We start from the raw sequence: 18,778 nt of genomic DNA on the forward strand, positions 1-18,778 counted from the left end.
TGGAGGAAAAGAAATGACATCGGAGTGGCAGAGATTACAGACCAAACTGCCGGAATGGGTAGAACAAAGCCGTCATGAGTATATTCATGGCAAGGTAGCAGCATATATTCCCGAACTGTCTAAAGCACCAGCCGACGCGCTGGGTGTTGTTGTAATGAACGGTGCGGGTGAAACCGTAGTGGCCGGGGATACGGAAATCCAATTTACGATGCAAAGTATCTCAAAGGTATTTACGCTCATTCTGGCCTTGATGGATAATGGAGAGGACGTTGTCTTCTCTAAGGTGGGTATGGAGCCTACCGGAGACCGTTTTAATTCCATGCTAAAGCTAGAACTAGTTGAGCCGGGCATTCCGTTTAACCCACTGATTAACGCCGGAGCAATCGCAGTCTCCTCTCTGATTCGCGGGAACAGTCCAGAAGAGAGATTTGCCCGTGTTCTCCAATTTTTCCGCCTGCTTACCCACAATGACACATTGGAATATGATCAGGATGTCTACGATTCAGAATCAGCTACAGGCCATTTGAACCGTTCCCTTGCTTATTTTCTAATGGAAAAAGGAATTTTAAGAGGTCATGTGGAGGATGTGCTTGAAGTTTATTTCAGACATTGTGCTGTCAAATTGAACTGTGCTGATTTAGCTCGTATGGGACTTGTATTAGCTTACAATGGTCGAGATCCAGTGACAGGTATACCGCTGATTCCCCGCCGCTATGTACAGATCGCCAAAACATTTATGACGACATGTGGCATGTATGACGCCTCAGGGGAATTCGCCATTCAAGTCGGACTACCTGCCAAAAGCGGCGTATCAGGCAGTATTATGACGATGGTACCCGGACGATATGGCATTGGACTGGTTGGACCTTCTCTGAACCGTATGGGCAACAGTACAGCTGGTGTACACTTGCTGGAGAAGATGTCTCGGGATTTGGACTGGAGCTTGTTCTAAGTATACGAAAAAAGGGTATTCTCAGCCTTTACGGCTTAATAGGAATACCCTTTTTTGTTACGTGCCTTCTTTGTTACGAGATTTGACCGTTAATCAGTTTAATTTGAATTCGGAACGGATCAGCTACATACTTGGCGCCCTCGCGTTCTTGCACTCCATAGCCTGCTGCCTCTAAACGAGCGACAATGGCATCCAGTTCCTTCTGATCTGGTACGATCAATTCAAAATAATCCAATCCGGCAGCGTGCTCTGGAGCTGGTGGTGCTCCTTCACCTGCCCATATATTCAAGCCCATATGGTGGTGGTAACCACCTGCGGAAACGAACAAGGCTGAAGAGCCATACCGGCACGTAATGTCAAAGCCAAGCACATCGCAATAAAATTGCTGTGCTTTGAGCAAATTAGACACATGGAAGTGGACGTGCCCGATTGCCGTTCCCTGAGGTAGTCCCTGCCAAGGTAGATTTTCGGAAATCGCAACCAAGTCTTCTGCATCCACGGGATCTGTTCCCATCATGTAAAATCCATTAGCATCCTTTTTCCATTGATCACGGGGACGATCTGCATAGATTTCAATTCCGTTATTATCAGGGTCATGGATATATAGGGCTTCACTTACATCATGGTCTCCCTGTCCGATTTCAATCTCATGAGCCAGCAGATTACGTAAAGACAGGCCCAGAGCTACACGGTTTGGGAGAAGAATAGCAAAGTGATATAACCCGGCAGCAGATTGACGCGGCAGAATAACTGCATTTTCAATATAGTTAAGGATCAGTAGCGCATGCTTCCCATCGACAGTCAATTCAGCGGTATCCGCCGTTTGACGCAGCAGCTGAAAGCCAACGACCTCTGTATAAAATTGAATAGAACGCGCCAAGTTACTAACCTTTAATGAAACCTGCCCGATTTTGGTGTTGTCATGAATATGTGCTGTCATGAGATTTCCCTCTTTCTACATGGATTGGAGGACTAAAGCTAATCAAAAATTATTGTTTGGTTGACTCACGACGGCTGAACAAAGAATCCAGAGACAATCGAGTCGTTGGAGCAAATACCAGATGAAGAGCTACCAGAATAAAAGCAATATCCAGCTCATAGCCAGCGCCTTGACCATTCCCCATCAACCCGCCGGACAATTTTGCTGTAAAAATGGCGCCGATCAAAACAATAACCAAAAGCCCAGATACATAGCGAGTGAGCAATCCAAGAATCAATGCAATCCCACCGACCAACTCAATCACCGCAACGACATAACCTAAAAATCCTGGAACGCCAATGCTGGAAAACCAGCCTGCTACATTACCCAACCCCATTTGGAATTTAGCAATTCCGTGTGCCAAAAACAAAATTCCCAGCGCCACCCGCATAATTGTAGAAATGTTTTTGCTTGCTGAACTCATGTTTATCTCTCCATTCTGTTTGTTTATTACACTCATACAAGTGCATATGAATAATTAATTTATATTACTAATAATTTGGTTAAAAAAATAATACTGTCTGAATCTCTGCCGCACCACATTAGTGTGAATCAAACTTGAATTATTAGTAATAGAAATAATTATTTTGTAATGTGAATTTATCATAAGAAACTGTAGTCTGTCAACAGATTATTTGGTATGATAAATATTAAATTAGTATACATTATATTCCCTTAAAGGAGGAACGCTCTATGGGTATAGGATGCAACATACGCGCCGCTCGTAAACGTAAAAATTTATCCATCCAGCAAATATGTGAACGAACCGGACTATCGCAAGGTTTTATGAGTCAAGTAGAAAATAATAAAACCTCCCCTTCCATCGCTACATTGGACAGTATCGCAAATGCGCTTAAGGTCCCTCTTGCTTTTCTGCTTCTTAAAGAAGAGGAACGGATGCAAGTGATTCGCAAGGACGAGCGCCGTAAAACCTTATATGGTAAAAACAACCTCCAGGTTGATCATTTGGGGGGACAAGGAAACGTTAAAATGATGCTGGTGGACATGCCGCCAGGCTCATCTACAGAAGAGGAGCATGCTCATGCGGGGGATGAGATTCATTTTATCTTGGAGGGCACGGTATACGTGGAGCAAGGCGAGGATTCAGCTACTTTGGAAGCAGGAGATTCCTTTAGCTGGAGGGCAGCTATCCCCCATTATGCCAAAAACGTGGGTGAAAACAACGCCCGTATCCTGATTTCCGTATTTCTCGAAGCAGAAAATGACGCCTAATAGGCTTGATCACAGGGTTCTTGTCATAGACCGCAAAGTAGATATTAATATGTAAAATATATAGGCCGAATAAGGCTTTTTAATGTTTATTTTTACCTAAACTAACAGTATAGGTAAAAATATTACATATATAGGGAGAGACAGACATGAAGAGGAGTTGGACAGAAGACGAGCTGTTAGAACATTTTATTTTGGTTAACATCGAGCGTAAATTAATCGGTAACAAAACTGGTGCGAGCCGTCTTGGTTTTACGGTGTTATTAAAGTATTTTCAGCATGAGGCTAGATTCCCAACCAAAAGAAGTGACATACCAAGGCCTGTTGTTGAGTATATTGCAAAGCAACTCGAGCTGTCTCCTGATCTATTCGACCAATATCGTTGGGGAGCTGAAAAAAGGAATTACACCTACCATAGAAAGCAAATTCGAGACTTCTTCGGTTTTCAGGAACTTACCCGTAAAGATAATGAACGTTTAGAACAATGGTTAGTAGAACAGGTTCCATTTACACATGATACAGACTATTTAAAAAACCAAGCATATAGTCTTTTTCGCAAGTGGAAAGTTGAACCACCTTCTGCCGGGAGATTGAACCGAATAATTGATTCTGCTATTGATACCTTTGAAAAGGGTTTCTACCAAGAAACCTATCAGCAATTATCTTCTAAGACATGCGCTCGATTAGATTCTTTATTAGACTCCCATGATAAGGGGGAATCTGATGAAGAGGAAAGGGACATTTTAGCTTTTCGGCACCTACTTTCTTCCCCTCGTAAACCAAGTGTCAATACAATGGAGATGGAAGTTAAGAAATTATTGGCTATTCGACACCTTCAAATTCCAGATGGTTTATTTCATCATTTGACTCCAAAATTAATAAAGAAATATCGGCTTCGTGCAGCTACTGAGACAGTAACAGAATTGCGTGCACACCCAATGCCTATTCGCTACACCTTACTTGCTATTTTATTTTGGCATCGCCAAGCTGAAATCATCGATTATTTAGCTGATTTGTTAGATGAAATCACGCTTAAGTTTGGAAATAAAGCAAAGAATACAACCCGTAATGAAACAGTGGCAGAGTTAGAAAAAGTACAGGGGAAAAATAAACACATTCTCAACTTATTAAAAGCAACAGTTGATCATCCAGATGGAATCATTCAAGATACTTTATATCCAATCGTAAGCTCTTCCACCATTCGGGATATTATTAAAGACATGACAAGAAACAACCGAGAATACAAAGAAAAAATTTATATAAAGATGCACTCTTCCTATCGAGGGCACTATAGGAAAGCTCTCTGTGATATCCTAAAAAACCTTACGTTTAAGTCTAATAATCTATCCCATCAACCTATCATTGAAGCTCTTCAACTTATTCAAGAATACAGTGAAAGTGGTCAGCGTTTTTTTGCAGTTGGGGACGAAGTTCCTATTGAAGGAGTCATTCAGCCTAAGTGGAAGGATATCATTATTGAGGAAGATAGCAAGGGGATAGAGAGAGTTAACCGAATTAATTATGAGATTGCTGTTTTACAATCCCTTCGCACGCGATTTCGGTGTAAGGAAATCTGGATTGAGGGCGCTGACCGATATCGAAATCCTGATGAAGACCTGCCCCAAGATTTTGAAGAACACAAAGAAGAATATTTCCAAGCGCTAAAAGCGCCACTCGATGTAGAGCCTTTTATTTCGGACATTATACAACTGATGAAAGATAAGCTCTATTTACTGAACCAAGGCTTTGAAGATAAGAGCAACGATAAAGTTGCGATTACCAGCAGAAATAACAAGGGATGGATTCGTGTTACCCCGCTAGAAAAGCAGCCCGAACCTCCACATTTGTCTATGATTAAACAGGAGATCAGAAACCGTTGGTCCAATATCAACCTCTTAGATTTATTAAAAGAAACAGACTTTCATACTGGATTCACCAAGCACTTTAAAACTACAGCGGACCGGTCTATTTTAGATGAGGAAACGATTCAACGTCGGCTACTTCTCAGTCTATTTGGATTGGGAACAAATACAGGTTTAAAAGCTGTCTCTGCTGGAAATAACCAAGATAGCTATCGTGAACTTCAGTATATCCGTAATAAATTTATTCATAAAGATCACTTGCGAAAAGCCAATGCAGAGGTTACCAAGCAAATCATTTACCATCGAATAAAAGAGGTGTGGGGGGAAGCTACTACCGCCTGCGCTTCCGATTCAAAACATTTTGGATCGTGGGATCAAAACCTTCTTACTGAATGGCATCCTCGTTATAAAAGACATGGAGTCATGATATATTGGCATACAGATCGCAAGTCAGCATGTATCTATTCTCAGCTTAAAACTTGTCTTTCCTCCGAAGTTGCAGCCATGATGGAGGGTGTTCTTCGTCATTGTACAGACATGGAAATAGACCGAAATTATGTAGACACGCATGGACAAAGTGTCGTTGCTTTTGCCTTTTGTCATTTGCTTGATTTTAAGCTGATGCCACGCTTCAAAAATATTGGCTCTCAAAAATTATATCGTCCTGAAGCCGGAATGAATGAGGAATATCCTCACTTACAACCTGTATTAAGTAGGCCCATTAACTGGGATCTCATCCGTCAACAGTATGAGCAAATCATTAAGTTTGCGACTGCTTTACGGTTAGGAACTGCATCAGCAGAAGCTATTTTAAAGCGATTTACGAGAGATACGAAGCACCCGACTTACCAAGCTTTATGTGAGTTAGGGAAAGCGATAAAAACCATTTTCTTATGTGATTATCTGCATTTTGAGGAAGTTCGTAGAGAAATCCATGAAGGACTAAATACCGTTGAACATTGGAATTCTGTTAACAATTACATTTTTTATGGAAAGAATAGCGAAATTCGGTTCATTTCTCTAGAAGACCAAGAAGTATCTGCATTATCGCTCCAATTGCTTCAAAACTGCTTAGTTTATATCAATACTTTAATGGTTCAAGAGATTCTCTATAATAACAATCAGTATTGGTTAAAGAGGATGACTCCCGAAGACTTTAGAGGATTAACACCTTTATTTTATAACCATGTGAATCCATATGGGACATTTAAATTAAATATGAATAAGAGAATTCCAATCAATCTAAAAATTTCATAAAAGTGTTGCTTTGAAATAAAGTTTGATCAAAAACACCTCACAAACTCGTATTTTTTACGGTAAATAATAAGAATCCACTTTGAAAAAAAGATTGATCAAAATGGATTCTTATTCTACAGATTTAAGTTTCGGTTTTATAAAAAAGTTTGATCATTTTCTACCTTTGATACTCCACAATCGCGCCCTATAATGGAATAACTAAGATGCTTATATTAGCTGGTATAGTTCTATAAGAACAGTAAAAATTTAAACCTGAAGAGCTTTTTGTAATGATTTTTTCATTGCTTCTACAAAATTCTGACGTGTCTCTTCAGATAATTCTAATAAGGAAAGATAGGGATTTAAATCTTCTAATTCGACTAATAAAAGCTCCCCTTGTTCGCTTCGACAGGCATCAACTCGTTGAATCCCCCAGTCAAGATTATTCCAGTCGATGAAACGTTTAGCAAAAGCTAAATCTTCTTCCGTAGGTACATACTCTTTCAATTCCCATCTTTTATCTTTATCCGGTGCATAAAGAGCATACTGAAATTCTTTGTTGATAAAATAAAATGAGACTTCATATTCAAAATTGATAAATGGTTGTACCAATGTATTTTTCGATTCTGAATTAACTTTTTCACTCAATTCATCTTTCGTAACAAATTCCATCCCGATAGAATCTGCTCCATCTTTCGGCTTTACGATATACGTGTCTACATTAGGGAGTTTATTTAGGGAATCAAGCGTATCAATCGTTGGAATAACGGGAAAATGAGCATTTGTTAGTTCTATTAAATATTCTTTTCCGTTCATATCAGCCTTCCCATCAAACGAATTATATGTGTTTAAATGTTTAGAAACAATTCGGTTGCGGAACGCTTCATATTTGTCTTTAAAATTTGCGACTGGACCTGCATTTCGGAAAACAATTAAATCAGCATGATCTTCAAATGCTTCGATATCTTCAGGATGACAGATGACCAAATTAAAGGCTTCTCTAAGTTTAGAAGTAAGAAATAAATCCTCTTCATAATAGTTTCTTCCTTTTGCTTCATAATATAAATCTGTTACAAATAGTAGCGTCTTCATTACGCCTTCACCTGCTTTTCTTAAATTCTTATTGTAAAAAAAACATCCTAAAAAAAAATCCCGTCTCAGTAAGAGACGAGATTGAAACTCGCGGTACCACTCTTGTTTAATAAAATGTTTGAATAACACTTTATTACCCTTTACAAACGTACAATCATACGTTGTCCCTTGTAACGGTGGATACCGATAAAGCTTACTAAACATTCGGCTTTACTTCTCAGAGATGATTTTCGGTTATTATCTGAACACTGGTTTTCAGCAAAACACCAGCTCTCTTTGGAACAGAAACAATAACGTACTCTTTCTCTTCATAGAATTTAAATAAAATTAGATTAATTAGCATTATTATATATTAATTCGAAAATAAAACAAATGGTTATTTAAGGAAGTTAATTGGATTTCTTTATACAATTATTTGCTTCTACACTTTAATTTAAATATCCAATTCCCTTTAAAAGTTTTGCTCCACAATCTGGCCCTTTAACGGAACAACTATGTTGTCACTCAACAGTTCCTTAATTCACCTTTTAATTCAGATGTACTTTTCAATTCACTAAAAAACACCCCTAAGATAATCTTATCCAAAGGGGTAAAGCATCGTAACTTTTTTGCAAACGGTACTTTGTTTCAAATCTACACCTGTTTTTTAAATTATAAGATATTCTAAAACCTTTGAATACCGTAAATTTCCTTCTTTTAGTTCAATAAAAAGAAAAAAGAGGATTATCTCACCATCCCCTCTTGTATATCAGGCTTTTTTATTTCTGGACCCTTTATGAAAACTCTTACATTTATAAAGGCTAATAGACCGAAAGTTCCGAATGTTACCACGTTTAAAGTTACCCGTAATTTTTAGCTAACACTAACTAGACAAGCCAATAATCATCTAAATGGTGACATCAATAAAATTAAGCTTTGTACTGTCGTAGGAATAGTAGTTATACGTAATCTTCTTCTTGTCTAGGATTCGCATTACATTGGTTTTGTCCTGCTTTTTTACCCATAATTATCACCGATCTGACTGTTTAAAAGGTTTTAATTCCTGTCTCAAAAACAGTGGACAGTCCTCTATTTTTGAGACAGGCTTATGATTCTATTTGGAAATTACTTTTTACGAATGCAGATGGAATAACTTCGAAATAATGATCCATTCACCGTCTAGTTTAAGTAATTGCTGAAAATCAGTGTATGATTCGCCATATGCATCATTCTCTAAACTTATACGAACAGAAGCAATCGTTCCTTCAACATCTAGAATATCAACCCTTGATTTAAGATCCATTGCAGGACCAGCTTTATCCATAAAGTCCCATAAGTTTTGAATAGGTCCTCCTAGAAAGCCATCAGTTGTATTGTAACCGTACATAGTTGCATCTTTATGAAAAGCTTGCTTTGCTACTTCTTTGTTCCCTGAAATAAGACCTTCTATATACTTATTCACCACTTTAATAATCTCATCGTAATCTTTTATTGCTGTTTTGCTCATTTTTCCTAAATCCCCCTTAAGTTATAAATAGTCCGTTTAACGATAATAAAGTTTTCTAACCCAGGCTCGTTTTATTTAATTAGCACATATAAAAGCTATTCTTATAAATTCCGCAAAGCATCTGATATAGGAGTTTTACCATCGCTCATTGTGATGACTTTTTCGATGGTATTAGGGTCTTGCAAACTCTGAACTAACGTATCCACTACATTTTCTATAGAATTTTCACCAGGATAATCAATATTGACATCTATTTTTCCAGATCCAGGCTCCTCTTTTAAAACACCAGGCTGTAATATTGTATAGTCTAGCTTGGTATTATTAATTAGCCAATGATCAGCAAAATGTTTAGCAATATTATAATTTGTTAAATCTTTTAGAAAAGACTGATTCCACTTGTCTTGATTTAGGGCAAAAACTGAACTAAGCATGATAAATCTTTTTATTTTCTTGTGCTCAGCAGCGCGCATCACTTTAACAGCACCATTTAAGTCAATCTTCAATAAATCTTTTCCTTTAGAACCAGCTACAAAGAAAATAGCTTCTGCATCATACATATTCTCAGCTATTGCTTCAGGGCTCGCTAATAAATCTATATGAACATAGCGAACATTGTTCGAACTGCTTGTGAGGTTATCCCTTCTAGTTCCTGCGTAAACAAAATGTCCGTTCTCAACTAGTTTATCAACAAGATGTGAACCTACTCGACCATTAGCTCCTACTACTAATACCTTCATGAAAAAACCTCCCCAAAAATGAATTTAAATGAGTATTTATCTTATAGTGATAAAAATGATATTAACATGGTCTGACCATATTGATATTATTTTACTCTATTCAATTTAAAACAAACTATAAGTGTAAAAACTTATTGTCTAATTCTTATAGACAAAATCAAGTGGGGTAAATTACCTCTCTTTTCTTTCGTAATCAGAAGTCTTTCTTTCAAATTACCTCATTACCATTCCTGTGCTGTAGGTGTGACAATCACATCATTAATCATGACGTTCGCAGGCTTATTAACCACAAATCCAATTGTTTCAGCTACATAGTCTACGTCAATAGCTACCTTATTTAATTCTCCCAGTACAGATTTTACATCTTCATCTGTCACTGTATCCTGCCAATTAGTTGCAATGACACCTGGTGAGACTAAAACAGCTTGAATATTATGTTTGACCGATACCTCTTTACGTAGACTTTCGGTAATTGCTCTTACTGCATACTTCGTAGAACTATACACACCATGACCTTCACCAATCGCATGACCGGCAATAGAACCTACATTAATGATTTGTCCACTTCCTTGTTTCTTCATATGAGGTAGGACCGCAGCTACTCCATACAGCACACCTTTTACGTTAAGGTCAATCATCGTTTCCCATTCGTCTACATGAGCGTTATCCCACATGGAGAACAACATCATCCCTGCACTGTTAATTAACGTATCAACTCTTCCGAATTTATCTACTGTAAAGTCTACGAGAGATTGAACGTCTTCTTTGACGGTAACATCTGTCACCTTGTAAGAAGCCTTCCCCCCTTCTTTATTGATTCGCTCTGCTAGATTTTTTAGTTTCTCTTCATTTCTGGCAGCTAGAACGACAGAAGCTCCATTCTTCGCAAGATGAATCGCTGTTGCTTCTCCAATCCCACTTGAAGATCCTGTAATAATGACTACTTTGTCTTGAATATATGACATCTTTTATACTCCTCCTTTAGGTTTTTATCTTTTGTCATTTCAACTTATCTTCTAAAACCATCTGCGTACTGTGTAGGCACAGTCGTTTCTTTTTTTAATGTAGCTGCAGCTTCTAATGCCCAATGAGGATTTCGTAACATTCCTCGTCCAACAGCTACAAGGTCTGCCTCCTCATTTCCGATAACAGCGTTTGCCAATGCAGGGGCATCCAATCTTCCAACTGCAATGACCGGAACATTGAGAGCTTTTTTAATTTCTCGAGCTAGTGGTACTTGATAAGCAGCATGCGTACCAGGTTTTCCCCAAGCAGCAATAGGACCTTCACCACCTGAAGAGATGTCAAAGATATCTACTCCTGCTTTTTGATATTCTTTTGTAAACTCTATACTTTGGTTAATTCCATATCCACCTTCTACATATTCTTTAGCAGATATACGCATCATTAACGGCATATCTTCTGGTATCTCAGCTTTGGCTGCTTCAATAATTTCTCGGCCAAACTTAGTTAGATCCTTTCCATACTCATCATTTCTTTTATTTGTTAAAGGGGAGTGGAATTGATGAATTAAATATCCATGAGCACCATGGATTTCAATTGTGTCAAATCCTGCTTTTACTGCGCGCTGTACGGCCTTGCGAAACTTTTCTACCATTTCTTTCACTTCATCTGTTGAAAGAGCTCTAGGTGTTTTTGAATTTTCATCAAATGGAATAGCAGAAGGTGCAACTGGCACAGCAGCATCTTCTGCTTTACGTCCAGCGTGAGCGATTTGAATACCAACTTTTGCTCCATAACGGTGGCAAGCTTCTACAATTCTTGCTAAAGCAGGGATTTGCTCGTCTGACCATAATCCTAAGTCAAAGTCTGAAATACGGCCATCAGGCTCAACATCTGTCATTTCAATCATAATAAATCCAGCTCCACCGATCGCTCTATTTACATAGTGCAGGTAATGCCAATCCGTAGCGATCCCATCTTTATTTTCAACCGAATATTGACACATTGGAGACATCACAATACGGTTTTTTAACTCCAATCCTTTTATCTTATAAGAACTAAATAAATGTTCCATGATAAAAAACTCCTTTTTATTTAAATTAAATGCATGACACATGCATATAATTTAACGCTAAATTTTCTCCATGTCAAGTCAAAGTACTCCATCTGAAAAATGAGTACTTTGACTGATTAGGAATTTTTATAACTCTTCTATTAACTGTTTCATTAATCCTTCAACATTAACCGTAGAGAGATATGATTTTAGTATTTCTCGGAAAGAAACTAAACTTCTTTGTAGTTTCTTCTCACCTAAGTCAGTTAGGCGAGTATAGGAACCTCTACGGTCATCTGTACAAACATGCTTTTCTAATGCACCACAGCTGTTCGCTTCCATATTACCTACTAGCCTAGAAAGCGCACTCTGACTTAAACCGATCATCTCTTGCAATTGCTGTAATCTGAGCTTTTTGTCTGGTGCTTTGGAAAGGTAGTAGAGTACGTAGAATTCTTTTAAAGATAAGCTGTACTCCGCTTGCAGGACATTCTCCAATTCTTTCTTTATTTTATTTTGTATAGAGTCTATGGTTAACCAATGATCCATAAAATCATGATTAGTATTCATGATATTCCACCTATTCTACATTATATTATTGCGTTCTAATCAGAATATATGCACAAACTGGTACGATATCTAAACCATGTTACATAATAATTCTTTAACATATAATTTTACCAAAGTGAAGTGCAAACAGTCAAATTTCTACTACTGAATGTTAGGTACCTAAATGGGTATCCAAAAGAAAACAACCTATGTGTAAAATATCCAATTTAACCACCAAGTGTTATTCAATTATCTGGCCCTTTTCTTGAATAACTAACGTGTTTGAGAGGTCATTTAATCACCTTCAAGCACATACGACATCTCTTTTTTTACAACTACATTACCAAAAACCATGCCCGCGTTTCCACGATTGATCAGAACCTAGACAGACAACTTAGCATGCTAAAGGAATATGGCTGCGAAAAGATAATTGATGAAAAATTCACTGGTACAGTGAAAGACCGTCAAGGTCTGCAGAATTTAATGAATGTGATTAGGGCAAATGATATTGTTGTAGTAGAGAGTATTTCACGTCTGGGTCGTAAAACGCTCGATATTTTAAGTATCATTCAAGAATTTGAAGATATAGGAGTACAATTTGTCTCCTTAAAAGAGAATATGGACACACGAACATCAACAGGAAAGGCTATGTTTCAAATGATGTGTGTGATTGCTGAATTGGAACGGAATCTCATCGCTGAACGAGTAAAAGAAGGATTGGAAGCAAGTAAGAAGCGTGGGAAAAAGCTTGGAAGACCGAAAGTCGACAAGGATAAAATAGCCTTGGCCCTACGAATGTATGACAGTAAGGAATACTCTGTAAAAGAAATTATAGAAGGCACTGGTATTTCACAAGGTTCTTTATACAGAGCTATTCAGAAGCGGACCCTAGAAACAACATAAGGAGCATACACTTTGCTCCTGTTTTCTCATATCATCTCTCCACTTATCTGCTACTTTGCGGTCTATGACAGCAACCCTGTGACTAGGCCTAATAGATACTTAAGCAAGCATGAAGCAACAAAAGTACAAATTCCATCTAAAAAAGCGCGTACCGGGAAGTATCTTTACTTCAACGATACGCGCTTTTTAAATTTTCCTTACTATTGCTGCTCTTAACTTATTCCATCGCCTGCTGGGGCATCTGTACGCGATTCCCACGGCAGCTTGAAGGTTTTCATAATTTGTTTGGTATTAGCCGGGAGCCCAGTTACGGGATCACCCGTAGTACCCAGCAGTTCTTCTTTATTTAGCGTGGTAATCCGTCCATAATAAGTAGTGCTGCTGTCTCCCCATCCTGTAGTAAACTCGTAGATCAGCGGCTTATTTATTTTCGGATAAGTACCCCACTGATTTTTGGCTTTATTCTCCAAAAAACGCCCCAGCGGGTCGTATTCCATTGTAAATGTTTTATCAAAGGGAGCTCCCACATACCCTTGATAGGTGACAATCGGAAAACCGTCCTTCACTTCAACCAGACTCAGCACATCCCCGTTCACTGTAAAATACCGTAATGCTTCACCTTGGGGGAACATGTAGACACTGGACAGAAGCTCAGTGTTAGGACGGTGTGCTTCTATATAAGGATGGACAGAACTTCTGTTTATGCGGATTAACGCTTCACGTGCTGCCACGAGATCTCCCTCATATATTTGTTCTTTTAGTTTACCGTGAATCGGCGGCTGAATCTGAATCTGTGCATTTGTCTTCTCCAACGTATAACCTAAATCAAGCGAAACATCTCTCAGAGGTATATATACTTCTTTACTTACAACTTCAAAGGTAAGTTGCTGCTGGTTCTTACGTGATCGCTCCTTAAGAACCAAGGGTTCTGCCCACTTTTGTAGCGTGACCTGCTTCTTTTTGACATCCCAGTGGTAGGTTGCACCTACAGCTTCGGCTAAAGGTTTAAGCGGAACCATGAGCTTTCCGTCGATCAATAGAGGTTTAGCCTTGCTGTCTATAGGCTGTCCGTTTATAACAATATCTATGAACTGCATTGATTGAGACGCTATGGCACCCCGTTCAGCAGCTTCGGCAACCGCTTGATGCATTGTGGTCAAGAGTAAGGATAGCCTTAACAAGGCGACAAACAATCGCTGAAATCCTGCTCGTTTTAGCTTCATCATCAGTCTCCGTTCACTTAATGAACTTATTCATCCCTAATCTATCTCTTTTTGGCTGCGTCAATGTCTCCAGGATTCAGACCTTCCCATATGTTCGGGATACTAACGGTCTCTGGATGCTCAAATACGAGAAACGCAGTCGGCAAATACCGCTCTCCGTATTCAGAAGAAGGCTTGTTCACAATGGCATTATCCTTGACTAGCACCGTTGAAGAACCTCCATCCAGATTAGCACCGATAACCGCTCCGTGTTTAAGCAAAATATTTTGCATATCATACAAGTTGGCCCCAATACTGTACCCAGGCTGACGACCGTCGATGGTCACGAATATAATGGCCCCGTCTGCTCTTTGCCCCATTGCGGTACGAGGAGCAATTCCCCACCCCTCGCTTGCATTGCGAATCAGACCTTTCCCATTCACGATTAGGCGTGGTTGAAAAGTAACCGCTTCTTGCACATTCATTTTGGACAACTCGGACAACGAATAGTGACCGGCTATCATTTTTCCCTGCTTATCAATACCTACGATTTGAACAGAGGCATTTTTACCCATATCATTGTAGTATATCTCACCCTGGGAAATGACAACGCCAATCGGTTTAAAACCATTCCCATTCCAGTTGGGATCGGCAAAGCCACCGCCATTTACGCCAGCAACAGCCCCTAAACGCTCGACCATACTAGATACCCTTTCTCCCCGGCCGACCTTGGAAGGAACCCCGAGCCGGATTTTAGTGGGGTCATGCACCGTCATAACATAGCCATGATAGTTACGGCCCGATACCTCTTCCACTTCAACCAGCGGCGTTTGTTGTACTTTGGTCGGTATCAGATCGGGTAGATTGATTGTATGTCTGTCCTTCTCTTCACCCATCGCTTCAAAACGGGCCGAATATTCAGCCACACGTTTTTTTGCCTCTGCTTCACCGATAAAGTACTTCGCCCAGTGACGATGTTGGGTTGTGATCAGCGTATCGGCAGCCAAATAGCGCATGTCCTTGCCAGATGACGTTAGGAACAACCACGCACCACCCCCTATTCCTGCTAACAGGAATACAATAAAAAGTCGCAGTATAAAGCGACCGAATTTTCCTTTTCGTTTCTTTTTTCTATTTTTCTGCCTGCGAGCTGCTGCACGCTGTGGCAAGACTTCCGGTTTCATTTATCATCTCTCCTGTTATTGGTGACTTCTATCTTATTCATCACTATTGCCCATCAAATGATCCGTAATGATAGGCAGCGACATCTAACGACAATATCATAAACTAATTTTGTAGAATGATAGTGTCAATTTTTTAACAGATTCATCCACTCTGAAAAAAACACAGGAAAAAGTCCTCCACATGAATGTGAAGGACTGTAATTAAGGGTACTCTACGCTTTTTACGGAGCAGCCTCTGGTTCGAGTAGCATGAACAGTTCTTTCATCTGCTGTCGCTTGAGTTTGGGACTAAGCACATACAATGTATCGCCCGGTTCAATTACAGTAGTGCCTCTAGGGGCAATAATTTGCTCGTTCCGAATTATGGCTGTGAATAAAATATCTTCAGGCAACTGTATATCCTGAATCGCTTTGCCCGCTATCGACATCCCCTTTTGTACCTGAATGTGGTTGATTTCCGAAGTGGTTTTCCCCAGAGAAACTAATTCCAGCAATGAAGGAGACGATGTTTCGTTAGGGTCCATCAAGCCAAGCTTCACCGCTAGCCACGAAATAGTTGTACCTTGAATGATCGCAGAGGTGAGCACGACGAAAAATACAACATTAAAAAACAAGGGTCCTACATCCATCTCATCCAGTAAAGGATAGGTTGCTAGTACAATAGGTACCGCCCCCCGCAGTCCTGCCCAGGATAACAGTGTCTTCTCGCGCACAGAGTACCTGGAAAAAAGCAAGCTTAGGAACACGCCTATTGGACGAGCCACGAGCATGAGGATGAAGGAGAGCGCCAAGCTTTGCCACGCAATGCCCAGCAATTGATCAGGAAAGACCAATAGGCCGAGCAGGACAAACATCATAATCTGCACCATCCAGGCGAAACCATTGTTAAAATGAATAATGGATCGCTTGTAGGTCAAGTCGGAATTTCCCAAGACAATGGCCATGACATAAACCGCCAGCAATCCGCTTGCCTCCAGTAACGATGCCGCTGCATACGTCAAGACTGCAAATGCCAGCGCCATTACAGGATACAAACCGGATGAATCAAAATTCATTTTATTAATCGCATATACACCTATACGTCCAAGTACAAAACCAACGACTAAACCAAAACCCATTTCCCATAAAAACAACAAGATATGTATCCAAATGGATTGCTCAGGGTGATGTATCAGCTCAATCAATGTTACCGTGAGAAATACAGCCATCGGGTCATTACTGCCGGATTCCGCTTCGAGCGTCGAGGTAATTCGTTTTTTGATGTTTTTACCTCCTAGAACGGAAAACACGGCTGCCGCATCCGTCGATCCGACAATAGCGCCAAACAGCATGGATTCCATCCAGCTTACGCCTAAAATAAACTTGGCGCATACGCCAATGGCTACGGTCGTAATGATGACCCCTAACGTTGATAATGATAACGCAGGTCGAATAACTGGCTTAACGTCTGCAAACTTTGTCTGCATCCCGCCTTCAAACAAGATTACAATGAGCGCGAGAATGCCCACCAGCTGTGTGATAAAGGCATTATCAAAATAAATAAACTGACTAAGCACCATACCTACGGCAATAAACAAAACAAGCGCAGGCATACCGAAACGGCTGGAAAATTTGGTAGTCAGCACACCGACCAGCAGCAAGCTGGACAGCAAAAGCACAATCAAATTTATAAGGGTTGTCTGTTCCATACGCTTCTCCTATCTTGAAAATGGATGTTCAATTTTTCGCCTTCTATCTATATACCCTCAAATCACACAGAATACTAATCTTAAGTAAAAAAATATATGAGAAAACAAAAAATCCAGCTCATGGTCTGTGCTAAATCGCACTCGATGAGCTGGTTTGTATATTTTTTATAAGGCTTAAGCAGAGACAATCGTCGTGCTTTAGGCTTTAGGATGAATCATATGCGCAGGTACAACATATTGATCGAACTGTTCTTCAGTCAACAGTCCGCTGCGGAGTGCCGCTTCTTTTAGAGACAGTCCTTCTGCATGTGCAAGTTTGGCGATTTTAGCGGCATTTTCATATCCGATATGTGGATTCAATGCCGTCACCAGCATCAGCGAATTATTCAAATTGTGCTCAATTTTAACGAGATCAGGCTCAATGCCGATCGCACAGTTGTCATTAAAAGCAATCATGGAATCGGCCAGCAGTTGAACAGACTGCAAAAAATTGTAGATGATTACTGGCTTAAACACGTTCAGTTCAAAATTACCCTGACTCGCAGCAAAGCCGATAGCTGCATCATTACCCATTACTTGAGTAACGACCATCGTCAGTGCTTCGCTCTGGGTCGGATTCACCTTACCGGGCATGATAGAGCTACCTGGCTCTTTAGCAGGGATCGTAATTTCCCCCAAACCGCTACGCGGACCACTTGCCAGCCAACGAACATCATTGGCGATTTTCATCAAATCGGCAGCGAGCGCTTTGACTGCTCCATGTACGGCCACCACTTCATCGTGGCTGGTCAATGCATGAAATTTATTGGGTGCGGAAGTGAACGTTTTGCCAGTGAAACTGGAAATTTCCGCAGAGGTTCGGGAGCCAAACTCTGGATGAGCATTAATTCCTGTCCCCACCGCTGTACCGCCAATCGCCAGCTCCTTCATGTATTGAACCGTGTCGATGATAATTCGCTTGCTCTTGTCCAGCATGGCATACCAGCCGCTTATTTCCTGGCCCAGCGTAAGCGGTGTCGCATCTTGTAAATGGGTTCGTCCAATTTTTATAATATCCTTGAATTGCTCTGACTTCTGTTGAAAAGTCTCTTTCAGCTTATCGATGGCAGGCAACAAACGATCCTCCACTGCAATGACACCCGCTACATGAAGCGCTGTAGGAAACGTATCGTTTGAGCTTTGCGACATGTTCACATCGTCATTGGGATGCAGCTTCGTATCTTTTCCCTGCTCTTGTAACCATTGGCTTCCCAGATGAGCAATCACTTCATTTACATTCATATTGGACTGCGTACCGCTCCCTGTCTGCCATACAACCAATGGGAAATGGTCATCAACTCGCCCTGCGAGAATTTCGTCTGCTGCATAAATAATGGCATCCTGCTTCTCCTGTGATAGCTTACCCAGCTTATAGTTACTGATCGCCGCGCTCTTTTTAAGCACCGCGAACGCCTGTATGACCTCTAATGGCATTTTCTCCGAACCAATCGGGAAATTTTCCTTACTGCGCTGTGTTTGCGCTCCCCACAGACGGTCTGCCGGTACTTTGATTTCGCCCAACGTATCCTTTTCGATGCGGTAGTTCAACTCATTTCCTCCTCTTGGCCTATGTAATTCAGACAAAATATGGTGATCTCTCTTGCCTATTATACATTAAATTT

16 protein-coding genes and 1 other annotated feature are annotated in these 18,778 nt (G+C 40.2%); of the genes, 4 read left to right on the forward strand and 12 right to left on the reverse strand.

The annotated features are described in order from the left end of the window. Positions 1–13: 13 nt before the first annotated feature. On the forward strand, positions 14–952 hold the full coding sequence (gene glsA, locus MKX30_RS01515) for a glutaminase A (protein WP_339200196.1): 939 nt from the start codon (positions 14–16) through the stop codon (positions 950–952). A gap of 73 nt (positions 953–1,025) precedes the next feature. Here the strand turns inward: glsA and MKX30_RS01520 are convergent, their stop codons facing one another. Continuing rightward, the gene (locus MKX30_RS01520; protein WP_341062358.1) at positions 1,026–1,892 is read right to left on the reverse strand and encodes a VOC family protein; all 867 of its coding nucleotides are present in this window, start codon (positions 1,890–1,892) and stop codon (positions 1,026–1,028) included. Between the two features lie 49 nt (positions 1,893–1,941). Continuing rightward, a complete protein-coding gene (locus MKX30_RS01525) occupies positions 1,942–2,355 on the reverse strand; it encodes a DoxX family protein (protein WP_013310427.1) in 414 nt (137 codons plus the stop codon). A 269-nt stretch (positions 2,356–2,624) separates the two neighbouring features. On the opposite strand from MKX30_RS01525, the gene MKX30_RS01530 reads away from it, so the two are divergent. Together MKX30_RS01530 and MKX30_RS01535 are read left to right on the forward strand one after the other, a co-directional pair. Next, positions 2,625–3,164: a helix-turn-helix domain-containing protein gene (locus MKX30_RS01530; RefSeq protein ID WP_023988862.1), complete on the forward strand. Its 540-nt coding sequence runs from the start codon at positions 2,625–2,627 to the stop codon at positions 3,162–3,164. Between the two features lie 146 nt (positions 3,165–3,310). Further along, positions 3,311–6,280 (forward strand): Tn3 family transposase, encoded by a 2,970-nt coding sequence (locus tag MKX30_RS01535; protein WP_341062360.1) that lies wholly within the window; start codon positions 3,311–3,313, stop codon positions 6,278–6,280. Positions 6,281–6,526: 246 nt separating this feature from the next. Here the strand turns inward: MKX30_RS01535 and MKX30_RS01540 are convergent, their stop codons facing one another. From MKX30_RS01540 to MKX30_RS01565, 6 genes are all read right to left on the reverse strand, one after another. Next, positions 6,527–7,351 (reverse strand): hypothetical protein, encoded by an 825-nt coding sequence (locus MKX30_RS01540; protein WP_023988864.1) that lies wholly within the window; start codon positions 7,349–7,351, stop codon positions 6,527–6,529. A gap of 68 nt (positions 7,352–7,419) precedes the next feature. After that, positions 7,420–7,672: a binding site (T-box leader), on the reverse strand. A 790-nt stretch (positions 7,673–8,462) separates the two neighbouring features. After that, positions 8,463–8,837, reverse strand: a complete 375-nt coding sequence (locus MKX30_RS01545) for a nuclear transport factor 2 family protein (RefSeq protein ID WP_023988865.1) — start codon at positions 8,835–8,837, stop codon at positions 8,463–8,465. Between the two features lie 101 nt (positions 8,838–8,938). Next, positions 8,939–9,574: an NAD(P)H-binding protein gene (locus MKX30_RS01550; protein ID WP_071558682.1), complete on the reverse strand. Its 636-nt coding sequence runs from the start codon at positions 9,572–9,574 to the stop codon at positions 8,939–8,941. Positions 9,575–9,795: 221 nt separating this feature from the next. Then, a complete protein-coding gene (locus MKX30_RS01555; RefSeq protein WP_023988867.1) occupies positions 9,796–10,539 on the reverse strand; it encodes an SDR family oxidoreductase in 744 nt (247 codons plus the stop codon). 44 nt (positions 10,540–10,583) lie between these two features. Then, on the reverse strand, positions 10,584–11,612 hold the full coding sequence (locus MKX30_RS01560; RefSeq protein WP_341062361.1) for an NADH:flavin oxidoreductase/NADH oxidase: 1,029 nt from the start codon (positions 11,610–11,612) through the stop codon (positions 10,584–10,586). Positions 11,613–11,738: 126 nt separating this feature from the next. Continuing rightward, positions 11,739–12,161: a MarR family winged helix-turn-helix transcriptional regulator gene (locus MKX30_RS01565; protein WP_023988869.1), complete on the reverse strand. Its 423-nt coding sequence runs from the start codon at positions 12,159–12,161 to the stop codon at positions 11,739–11,741. A 318-nt stretch (positions 12,162–12,479) separates the two neighbouring features. Here MKX30_RS01565 and MKX30_RS01570 point away from each other — a divergent pair, with 318 nt between their 5' ends. Continuing rightward, positions 12,480–13,043, forward strand: a complete 564-nt coding sequence (locus tag MKX30_RS01570) for a recombinase family protein (protein WP_034095184.1) — start codon at positions 12,480–12,482, stop codon at positions 13,041–13,043. Positions 13,044–13,255: 212 nt separating this feature from the next. On the opposite strand, the gene MKX30_RS01575 is transcribed toward MKX30_RS01570, so the two are convergent. From MKX30_RS01575 to fumC, 4 genes are all read right to left on the reverse strand, one after another. Continuing rightward, entirely contained in the window at positions 13,256–14,269 is a 1,014-nt protein-coding gene (locus MKX30_RS01575; protein ID WP_341062363.1) for a copper amine oxidase N-terminal domain-containing protein, read from the reverse strand. 38 nt (positions 14,270–14,307) lie between these two features. Further along, positions 14,308–15,429 carry a phosphodiester glycosidase family protein gene (locus MKX30_RS01580; protein WP_023988872.1) on the reverse strand — a complete coding sequence of 374 codons (1,122 nt, stop codon included), beginning with the start codon at positions 15,427–15,429 and terminating at the stop codon, positions 14,308–14,310. A 221-nt stretch (positions 15,430–15,650) separates the two neighbouring features. Next, on the reverse strand, positions 15,651–17,117 hold the full coding sequence (locus tag MKX30_RS01585; protein WP_341062364.1) for a potassium/proton antiporter: 1,467 nt from the start codon (positions 17,115–17,117) through the stop codon (positions 15,651–15,653). Between the two features lie 198 nt (positions 17,118–17,315). Then, the gene (fumC, locus tag MKX30_RS01590) at positions 17,316–18,704 is read right to left on the reverse strand and encodes a class II fumarate hydratase (protein ID WP_341062366.1); all 1,389 of its coding nucleotides are present in this window, start codon (positions 18,702–18,704) and stop codon (positions 17,316–17,318) included. Between the last annotated feature and the right edge of the window lie 74 nt (positions 18,705–18,778).

Source organism: Paenibacillus sp. FSL P2-0173 (assembly GCF_038008045.1).
Taxonomy (GTDB): domain Bacteria; phylum Bacillota; class Bacilli; order Paenibacillales; family Paenibacillaceae; genus Paenibacillus; species Paenibacillus polymyxa_B.